This is a genomic window from Xanthovirga aplysinae (genome assembly GCF_009711365.1).
GTDB lineage: Bacteria > Bacteroidota > Bacteroidia > Cytophagales > Cyclobacteriaceae > Xanthovirga > Xanthovirga aplysinae.
Map to the genome: position 1 here is coordinate 1 of NZ_SMMB01001122.1, position 8,757 is coordinate 8,757.

Genomic DNA, 8,757 nt, shown 5'->3' on the forward strand with positions numbered 1-8,757 from the left:
AAAAAATTTATCATTAAGCGGTAAAAAAATCCCCTTCCACAATATTTAGTTACTTTTTTAGTTTTATCTTTCGGATTATTATTAGGAATTTTCACCCTATTTCAAAGCCAAAACACAACGATTTTTAAAACAAAATCCTGTATTTCAGGGTTTTCCAGCTTATAAATGCTATGAATTAAAAGCGTTTAGCTATAAGCCAAAATTGCTTATTAAAATATAGCCTTATATATTTGCACACTTATGACACAACCCAAAGCCCTAGGTATTCTTTTTAGCCTGATAGTTTTATTATCGGTCACTTCATGTGGAGATTTTACTAAGATTCAAAAGAGTAATGATTGGCAAGCCAAATATGATGCCGCATTAAAATATTACGAAAATGAAGACTATTATCGGGCGGGAGAGCTTTTAAATCAGGTCTTACCTATTATTAAAGGAAGTGAAAAAGCGGAAAAGGCTGAATTTTATTACGCTTATACCAGATTTTACCAACAAGAATACTTATTATCTGCCTATCATTTCGAGGAGTTTTACAAGACCTATTCCAGAAGTGAATTTGCGGAAGAGGCTTTATATATGCAAGCATACTCACTATTCAAACAATCGCCAAACTACGAGCTAGATCAAACAAGTTCTTATGAGGCCATTACTGCACTACAAAATTTCATAAATTTGTACCCAAACAGTGAGCGAGTAAAAGAAGCTTCTAGCCTCATTGATGAACTTCAAGTAAAACTTGAACGTAAAAGTTATGAGAATGCCAAGTTATATTACGATTTAGGTTTATTTAAATCGGCTATTGTTGCATTTGAGAATTTTCGAAAAGATTTCCCAGATTCAAAATACAACGAGGAGCTATCTTTTCTAAAAGTGGAAACCCAATACGAAATTGCTATTAAAAGTATTCTTTCCAAACAAAAGGAGCGATTTGAGACAGTTATTGAGTTTTATGAAAGTTTTGTTGATAGTTATTCTCAAAGTCAATATTTAAGAGATGCTGAAAGTCTTTATGACAAAAGTATTTTACAACTCAATAAACTTAAGGTAGATAAGAACCTTTAAAGCAGATTTATTATCGCTTTAATGGAGATTAAAAATAAAAATTAATTATAAATTTCAACAAATGGCGACTAAAGCAGAATTAATTACCAGAGATGTGGACAAAATAGCAGCCCAGTCCGGAAATGTATATGAGTCTCTGTATATCATTTCTAAAAGAGCGCGACAACTTTCAAATAAAACGAAAGAGGAATTAAACACCAAGTTGGCTGAGTTTGCTTCTACAGTTGACAATTTGGAGGAAGTTTTTGAAAACAGAGAACAAATTGAGATTTCAAGGTTTTATGAAAGACAACCCAAAGCCACAACATTAGCCACAGAGGAGTTTGTAGAGAACGAACTTTCTTGGAGACATACGGCTGAAGAAGAAAAATAAGAAAAAAGCAAAAAAATGTGCTTCCCGGGTTTAGCAATAGACCCGGGATTTTTTGTCCTATATTTTTTTTAATAATGCTGGAAGGCAAAAAAATCATAGTCGGAGTTAGCGGAAGCATCGCTGCTTACAAATCAGCCCTTCTTGTTCGCTTGCTTGTTAAGGCAGGTGCAGAAGTCAGGGTAGTTATGACTACCTCCTCCAAAGAATTTATTACTCCCCTTACCCTGGCCACCCTCTCCAAAAACCCTGTTGTAAGTGAATTCTCATCCAGTGACACAGGAGAGTGGAACAATCACGTAGAATATGGTTTATGGGCTGATGCCTTTATCATTGCACCAGCCAGTGCCCGTACCCTTGCTCGCTGTGCACAAGGATTATGTGATAATTTACTCACCGCCATATATCTTTCTGCCCGGTGTCCCGTATTTTTTGCTCCAGCCATGGACTTGGATATGTATGTACATCCTAGCACCACCCATAACATTAAGTTGCTTAAAAGTTTTGGAAATCAAATTATTGAGGCCTCCTATGGGGAATTAGCAAGTGGATTAACGGGAAGCGGACGCATGGCCGAGCCAGAAGAAATATTGGAAATAATGGAGGACCATTTTAAAGAAAACAGCTCTTTGGAAGGCAAAAAAGTCCTTATAACCGCAGGTCCTACGAATGAAGCTATTGATCCTGTACGTTTCATTGGCAACCATTCTAGTGGAAAGATGGGCTATGCAATCGCTGAATTAATGGCTAAAAAAGGAGCTAAGGTAACCCTTGTCAGTGGGCCGGTAAACCTGGACATTTCACATCCTAACATTCATTTGGTCAAAGTAACTTCTGCACGGGATATGTATAAAGCCTGTATGGATTATTTTCCTGACAGTAAAATTACAGTTCTTGCCGCCGCCGTAGCAGATTATCGCCCAAGGGTGACCGCTGATCAAAAGATAAAAAAGAAAGGTGAAGAAATGACGCTTGAGCTGGTAAAAAACAAAGACATAGCAGGTGAACTTGGAAAACTGAAAAAAGAAGACCAATTTACAGTTGGCTTTGCTTTGGAAACAGAAAATGAACAAATCAATGCGAAGCACAAGCTCCAGGCAAAAAACCTGGATTTAATAGTTTTGAATTCCTTAAGAGATAAAGGTGCCGGTTTTCAATACAACACCAATAAAATCACTTTGATTGACCGTCAACTTCATATTAAGGCTTTTGAACTAAAAACTAAACAAGAGGTAGCTCAAGACATCGTACATGCAATACTGGAAAAGATTTAAATATTACTTTGCTCCCATTTTCCTACTTATGGGATTTAGCTCCAATACCCAGGCCCAGGAACTCCTTTTTAATGTAGTAGTGAATGCAGACCAGATCAATTCCACAGATCGGCGGGTATTCACTGATATGGAAAAAACCTTTTCTGAATTTCTAAACAATACTCAATGGAGTGAGGATGATTTCCAGGGCCATGAGCGTATCTATGGAAACCTTATCCTTACCATTGAAAAAATGCCTTCTTTAGGTGCTTATCAAGGAACTGTGCAGGTGCAAGCTTCACGTCCTGTTTATAATACCAATTATGAATCGGTGCTATTGAACTTTGCAGACCGACAATGGTCTTTCAATTATGTAGAATCTCAACCCATGGATTTTGTGGAAAATGTTTTTACCACAAACCTGACCTCCATGCTGGCATTTTATGCCTACATTACCCTTGGGCTGGATTATGATTCATTCAGTAAGCAGGGTGGAAATCCATACTTCAGAAAAGCCAGGAATATTGCCCAAAGGGCTCAGCAGGAAAATAATTTAATTGGCTGGGGAGCCTTTGAAAACAACCGAAATCGCTATTGGTTGATAGAAGACCTGCTCAACCAACAGATGGAGGGTGTGAGAAATGCTTATTATACCTATCACCGAACTGGCATGGATCTATTTGTGGAGAAACCTGAAGAAGCCCGAAAAAACATATTGGAAGCTTTAAAGGAAGTTCAATCGGCCGACAAGCTCAAAGCAAATTCTATTGTGGTACGAAGTTTCTTTGATGCAAAAAGAGATGAGTTAGCCAATATTTTTTCGGAAGGAGAACTCCCTGTTAAAAGAGAAGCATACAATATTCTGACTCAATTAGACCCAACAAACAAAGAGAAATACGAAAAGATCTTAAAAAAGTAAATTTGGGGCTAAAACCCATAGACAAACAAAGTTTATCCAAAAATTTTTTAGAGGCGCAGTCTTTACTTCTCCAAACAGATTCAAGAGAAATTCTCTGAACAATGTATTTCCCTTACTTCATAACCTTTAAATAATATTCCTCATCAGTAACAAAATCAAGGTAGCCACCCAATGACAAATCAATCTGAAACAAATAAGAAGAATGCAATGGAATTCTATGATTTGATGTTCAATCAATGCAAACCTAAGGAGGCCATTGAAAGATTCGTTGGAGAGGATTATATTCAACACAATCCTCACGTGGCAGATGGTAAAAATGGATTCATTGAATATTTCCAAAAAATGGCTAAGGAATACCCAGGAAAACGGGTTCATTTTAAAAGAGCTATTGCTGAAGCGGACAAAGTTGTACTACATTGTCTACAAGAATGGCCTGGCAATTTAAATTATGCCGGAATAGATATTTTCCGCTTCGATGTACATGGTAAAATAGTAGAACACTGGGATGTTCTACAAATTATACCTGAAAAAGCGGCAAATGACAATACAATGTTTTGAACCTTCCTTTTTAAAATTACAAGATACAAGCCTTTTTAAATTGTAAGTGATCTCCCACTTTCGGGTATTTGTTACCCAAAATCTTTATTAAATCCATTAGGATTGATAAAATACTTCTACCTATCAAAAATGCAACATAAAAAATGGCGCTGCCATAAACAGACAGCACCTATCCTGTACCTTCCTAAAAAGGACCCTATTTTTTCTTACATTCTCAAATCCCTTTTGAAAATAACTTCAGCCCATTTTTTCTTATTTCAAACTATTGTTTACTAACCCTACATAAAAATCCCATCCAACAAAAAATGTTGTTTATAATAACTTTTGTTAAAATATTTCACTTTATTTGTAAATAGCAAATTAGAAAATAAGAAACACCTTTTTCAATAGAAAGAAAAATGGGTAGAAGACAGTATCGTATTCCTCAGGAACAACTGAATGAAAAACTCAATGATTTAGTGGGAAAGAAATTTACCCTTGTCAGCAAAGACAACAGTAGCTTTTTTGTCAAGCTATTAGAAATACAAGACAGAAAGATTTTGATTGAGGATATGATTTTGGGGAAACATACAATCCCAAAAGATCAAATCAGTGAAATTATTTTAGATTTTTAGTTTTAGTGCATTTTTAGAGATGTACTCTATCAGTACTTTAAAATTATGCTGAAAAACCTGCAGATCAGAAATTATGCATTGATCCAACATCTGGAAATGCAGCCGTCCGCAACTTTAAACACGGTTACGGGAGAAACCGGAGCGGGAAAATCCATTATGCTTGGAGCAATTGGTTTATTGCTAGGAAACCGGTCAGATACCAAAACCTTATTCGATCCGCAAAGAAAGTGCATAATTGAGGGACTATTCGATTTATCCAAGTATAAACTAGAATCTCTTTTTGCCCAAGAAGAACTTGATTTCGATAATCATTGCATCATTCGAAGAGAGATTAGCCCTTCTGGTAAATCTAGAGCCTTTATCAACGATACCCCAGTTAAGTTGGATGTCCTTAAAAAGGTTGGCAGCTATTTAATGGATATACATTCCCAACATGATACCCTACTATTAGAGAGCAATAGTTATCAATTAGGCATCATAGATTCTTTTGCGGGAAATAAAAATTTAAGAGATAAGTTTCATCGCGCTTATAAAACGTACCAAAAAGCTTCAAAAGCTTATGACCAATTACTGGTGGAGGCAAAGGAAGTTAAAAAAGAAGCAGATTATAAACACTTCCTCTTTGAAGAATTAAATCAAATTCAACTGACAGGGAGTGAACAGGAGGAACTTGAAAAAGAAATCGAAATTTTAGAAAATGCAGAAGAAATAAAAACTCGCCTAAACTTCTCTCTCGACTTTTTAAACCGTTCCGAACAATCCGTAGAAAAATCTTTAGAGGAAGTTAAATACAACCTTTCGCAACTTGCAGAAATTTCCTCCAATTATGAAGATCTTAGCCGAAGAATTGAAAGCTGCCTAATCGAATTGAAGGATATCGGTTTGGAAATAGAGAATCAACAGGAAGATATCATTCATGATCCACAAAGGATCAGTCAATTAAATGAACGTCTCCAGGAAATTTATCGATTACAAAAAAAACATGGAGTAAATACGATAAATGAACTTTTAGACATTCAAGAACAACTTTCCAATGAGATGGATCAGGTCATGAACTTAGATGATACCATTGAAAAGGCTTTAATTCTAAAAGAAGAAACAGAAAAAGATATGTTGGACAAGGCCAAAGCCCTTTCTGCTTCTCGCCAAAAGATATTTAAAGCCATGGAAAAAGAGATCCTTTTCCTATTAAAAGAAGTAGGAATGCCGGACGCCAACCTCAAATTTGCTTACTTTGAAAAAGAACCCTCCCATTCAGGAGTTGATCAGGTTAATATACTTTTTAGCGCGAATAAAGGAATTGATCCACAAGCCCTGAAGAATGTTGCATCAGGAGGAGAATTTTCACGATTGATGTTTTGCATTAAATATATTTTAGCGGGGAAAACGGCTCTTCCTACTATCATATTTGATGAAATAGACACCGGAATTTCGGGAGAAATAGCTATTCGAATGGTAAAAATGATGAAGACCATGGCACAAAATCATCAAGTTATGGTCATCACTCACTTACCGCAAGTAGCTGCCCGTGGAGATGCACATTATTTTGTATACAAGGAAAGTTCGGATTCGAAAACTTTTAGTAATATCAGAAAACTCCAAAAAGAAGAACGCCTGACCGAAATTGCAAAAATGATTGGAGGGGGAAGTCCTTCTGAAATCGCCATTGAAAATGCAAGGGAACTATTAGACCGTGTCTAAGAGAATAAAAGTCCTATATTTTTTTGACTCCTCCTCCACTCCATATTTTGAGGTGGGACAAAATGTGCCAAACTATAATTCAATTTTTTTTATCAACCCAATGCAGAGGCAATCTGGTATAGGTTAATAGTGAAGCCGTGATAAATTGCCTTCCTAAGTCGGAATTCCTTAAAATATATTATATTTGAAGTTCGAAAAATGTAGAGATTATCAGGTTAACTTTTAGGGCCCATTTGGTTCTTTCCCTAAGTGGCCAAAAACCCTTTACTCTGAGTACTTTTTTCTATTCATATTAATGAAACCAAAACAATCTAATACAATGTCCAAGAACTTACTTGAAGGTAAAAGAGGAATAATATTTGGTGCCCTAGATGAGAATTCAATCGCTTGGAAAACCGCACTGCAGGCCCATGCAGAAGGTGCCAAATTTGTATTAACCAATGCACCAATTGCACTCCGAATGGGCAAAATCAATGAGTTAGCACAGCAATGTGGCGCAGAAGTAATTCCAGCGGACGCAACATCTATGGAAGATTTGGAAAACCTTTTCTCCAAATCCATGGAAATACTTGGAGGAAAAATTGATTTTGTGCTTCACTCCATCGGAATGAGTCCAAATGTTCGTAAAAACAAATCTTATGGAGATTTAAATTACGACTGGATGCAAAAAACCATGGATATTTCGGCTATTTCCTTCCATAAAGTAATGCAAACAGCGGAAAAATTAGACGCCATGAATGAATGGGGATCTATTCTGGCACTTACTTACATTGCCGCTCAAAGAACGTTCCCTGATTACTCAGATATGGCTCAAGCCAAAGCTATGTTGGAATCTATTGCGCGTAGTTATGGTGCAAGGTTTGCCAAACTGAAAAAGGTAAGGGTCAATACAATTTCTCAATCTCCAACTATGACCACAGCTGGTTCCGGAGTAGGTGGATTTGACGTATTCTTCGATTATGCCAATAAAATGTCTCCATTAGGTAACGCTAGTGCTGAAGATTGCGCCAATTACATCCTTATGATGTTCTCCGATTACACAAAAATGGTAACTATGCAAAACCTTATGCATGACGGAGGATTTTCTTCTTCGGGAATTTCTGAGGAATTGATACAGGAAATGGCAAAGTAAAAGCAAGAGCAAAAGACAAAATAAAATAAAGCCTGCAGAAAACAGGCTTTATTTTTTCCATGAATGATTAATATTTTTTAAGACTATTCATTTTCATTCAATGATCACTTTTCCCAATGCAAAAATTAATATCGGACTAAACGTAATTGAAAAACGTCCTGATGGCTTCCATAATATCCATTCTTGCTTTTACCCTGTTCCCTGGACTGATGTTTTGGAAATTATCGAAAGTCAAGAGTTGAAATTTACCGCCAGTGGCGGTGGCATCCCTGGAAGAGAGGAAGATAACCTTTGTCTTAAGGCATATCAACTATTAAAAGAAAAGTTTGACCTTCCACCCGTTCATATTCATTTACAAAAGAACATTCCAATTGGTGCTGGATTAGGAGGAGGGTCGGCAGATGCGTCTTTTACCCTAAAAGGCCTTAACGATTTATTTAATTTAAAATTAACTTCCGATGAGCTAGAAAAGTATGCTGAAAAATTGGGAAGCGATTGCCCCTTTTTTATAAAAAACAAACCTGTTTTTGTTCAGGGAAAAGGAGAGCAGTTTGACAATATAAACATCGACCTTTCGGGAAAAAACTTAATATTGGTAAACCCTAACATCCATATTTCAACAAAAGAAGCTTATGCAGGGGTAAATCCTTCACCAGCCAAGTGGGAGGTAAAATCAGTAATAAAAAACACCAAATTACCCAACTGGAAGGGGAAACTAAAAAATGATTTTGAAGATTCTATTTTCCCAATTCATCCTGAAATTGCCGTTATAAAAGAGCAACTTTATCAATTAGGTGCCGTGTATGCAAGCATGACAGGATCTGGAGCTACCGTTTATGGAATTTTTGAGGAGGAAGTTAACATTGACTTATTCCCCCAAAATTATAAGGTCTGGAAAGGAATACTTTAAAATTAAAGAAATCATCATTTTAACCCTTAACAAAATTTTGCCACAAGTTAAGGGTAATCCTCATTTCCTCCTTTGGAACTCTCAACATCTCCCGTTTTAAAAATATCCTGATTAATCTCCAGAAAAAACTAATTATATAATTCCGATGTCCTACCCCTACGTAAATTCTTCTTAAAAAATTAATTATAAACTAAAACCTTAGAGATTATTAACCGTCATGAATATTGCAAATTCAATT

General features: G+C 36.2%; 9 protein-coding genes. All 9 read left to right on the forward strand.

From position 1 onward, the window contains the following. Nucleotides 1-240 precede the first annotated feature (240 nt). The 9 genes from E1171_RS13480 to ispE all read left to right on the forward strand — a co-directional run bounded on the left by E1171_RS13480 (nucleotide 241) and on the right by ispE (nucleotide 8,519). A complete protein-coding gene (locus tag E1171_RS13480) occupies nucleotides 241-1,062 on the forward strand; it encodes an outer membrane protein assembly factor BamD (protein WP_155206549.1) in 822 nt (273 codons plus the stop codon). Between the two features lie 61 nt (nucleotides 1,063-1,123). Next, on the forward strand, nucleotides 1,124-1,435 hold the full coding sequence (locus tag E1171_RS13485) for a DNA-directed RNA polymerase subunit omega (RefSeq protein ID WP_155206551.1): 312 nt from the start codon (nucleotides 1,124-1,126) through the stop codon (nucleotides 1,433-1,435). 74 nt (nucleotides 1,436-1,509) lie between these two features. Further along, nucleotides 1,510-2,706: a bifunctional phosphopantothenoylcysteine decarboxylase/phosphopantothenate--cysteine ligase CoaBC gene (coaBC, locus tag E1171_RS13490; protein ID WP_155206552.1), complete on the forward strand. Its 1,197-nt coding sequence runs from the start codon at nucleotides 1,510-1,512 to the stop codon at nucleotides 2,704-2,706. Then, entirely contained in the window at nucleotides 2,684-3,604 is a 921-nt protein-coding gene (gene porD, locus E1171_RS13495) for a type IX secretion system protein PorD (RefSeq protein WP_155206554.1), read from the forward strand. The genes coaBC and porD overlap by 23 nt, the downstream gene beginning before the upstream one ends. Before the next feature lie 171 nt (nucleotides 3,605-3,775). After that, entirely contained in the window at nucleotides 3,776-4,162 is a 387-nt protein-coding gene (locus E1171_RS13500; RefSeq protein WP_155206556.1) for a nuclear transport factor 2 family protein, read from the forward strand. A gap of 398 nt (nucleotides 4,163-4,560) precedes the next feature. Then, the gene (locus E1171_RS13505) at nucleotides 4,561-4,776 is read left to right on the forward strand and encodes a hypothetical protein (protein WP_155206557.1); all 216 of its coding nucleotides are present in this window, start codon (nucleotides 4,561-4,563) and stop codon (nucleotides 4,774-4,776) included. A 45-nt stretch (nucleotides 4,777-4,821) separates the two neighbouring features. Then, nucleotides 4,822-6,477 (forward strand): DNA repair protein RecN, encoded by a 1,656-nt coding sequence (recN, locus tag E1171_RS13510; protein WP_155206558.1) that lies wholly within the window; start codon nucleotides 4,822-4,824, stop codon nucleotides 6,475-6,477. A gap of 319 nt (nucleotides 6,478-6,796) precedes the next feature. Continuing rightward, nucleotides 6,797-7,609: an enoyl-ACP reductase FabI gene (locus E1171_RS13515; protein ID WP_155206559.1), complete on the forward strand. Its 813-nt coding sequence runs from the start codon at nucleotides 6,797-6,799 to the stop codon at nucleotides 7,607-7,609. 100 nt (nucleotides 7,610-7,709) lie between these two features. After that, nucleotides 7,710-8,519: a 4-(cytidine 5'-diphospho)-2-C-methyl-D-erythritol kinase gene (gene ispE / locus E1171_RS13520; protein ID WP_155206560.1), complete on the forward strand. Its 810-nt coding sequence runs from the start codon at nucleotides 7,710-7,712 to the stop codon at nucleotides 8,517-8,519. The last annotated feature ends 238 nt before the right edge of the window (nucleotides 8,520-8,757 follow it).

Bases quoted from the DNA above. Each gene is read 5' to 3' on its own strand.
- E1171_RS13480 (WP_155206549.1), top strand. From the start codon at position 241: ATGACACAACCCAAAGCCCTAGGTATTCTTTTTAGCCTGATAGTTTTA.
- E1171_RS13485 (WP_155206551.1), top strand. From the start codon at position 1,124: ATGGCGACTAAAGCAGAATTAATTACCAGAGATGTGGACAAAATAGCA.
- coaBC (WP_155206552.1), top strand. From the start codon at position 1,510: ATGCTGGAAGGCAAAAAAATCATAGTCGGAGTTAGCGGAAGCATCGCT.
- porD (WP_155206554.1), top strand. From the start codon at position 2,684: ATGCAATACTGGAAAAGATTTAAATATTACTTTGCTCCCATTTTCCTA.
- E1171_RS13500 (WP_155206556.1), top strand. From the start codon at position 3,776: ATGACAAATCAATCTGAAACAAATAAGAAGAATGCAATGGAATTCTAT.
- E1171_RS13505 (WP_155206557.1), top strand. From the start codon at position 4,561: ATGGGTAGAAGACAGTATCGTATTCCTCAGGAACAACTGAATGAAAAA.
- recN (WP_155206558.1), top strand. From the start codon at position 4,822: ATGCTGAAAAACCTGCAGATCAGAAATTATGCATTGATCCAACATCTG.
- E1171_RS13515 (WP_155206559.1), top strand. From the start codon at position 6,797: ATGTCCAAGAACTTACTTGAAGGTAAAAGAGGAATAATATTTGGTGCC.
- ispE (WP_155206560.1), top strand. From the start codon at position 7,710: ATGATCACTTTTCCCAATGCAAAAATTAATATCGGACTAAACGTAATT.